The organism is Bacillus pretiosus, from assembly GCF_051294775.1.
Taxonomy (GTDB): domain Bacteria; phylum Bacillota; class Bacilli; order Bacillales; family Bacillaceae_G; genus Bacillus_A; species Bacillus_A wiedmannii.
In genome coordinates, this window is the sequence record NZ_JBPPHF010000161.1 from 1 (window position 1) to 309 (window position 309).

1 protein-coding gene is annotated in these 309 nt (G+C 34.6%); it reads left to right on the top strand.

The window, feature by feature from the left end:
• On the top strand, nt 1-309 hold a 309-nt coding region (locus ACSG5Z_RS30320; protein ID WP_435712790.1), incomplete at both ends, for a DUF554 family protein.

Here is a 309-nt window from a genome sequence, read left to right on the forward strand (position 1 = left end):
TACTTGGTGCACTCGACAGTGGGATTCGCGGAAATCATGATATTTTATTTACAAAGGCGATTATCGATGGGGTTATTTCTATTATATTAACGACAACTTTAGGAATTGGCGTAGTATTTTCGGCGATTCCAGTTATTTTATATGAAGGAGGGATAGCGGTTTTTGCAACACAAATTAATAGTTTGGTCCCGAAAGAATTAATGAATCAATTTATAGTGGAAATGACAGCTACAGGTGGTATTATGATTGCCGATATTGTATTGAACTTACTTGGTATTATTAAAATTAAAGTGGCAAATTTACTGCCAG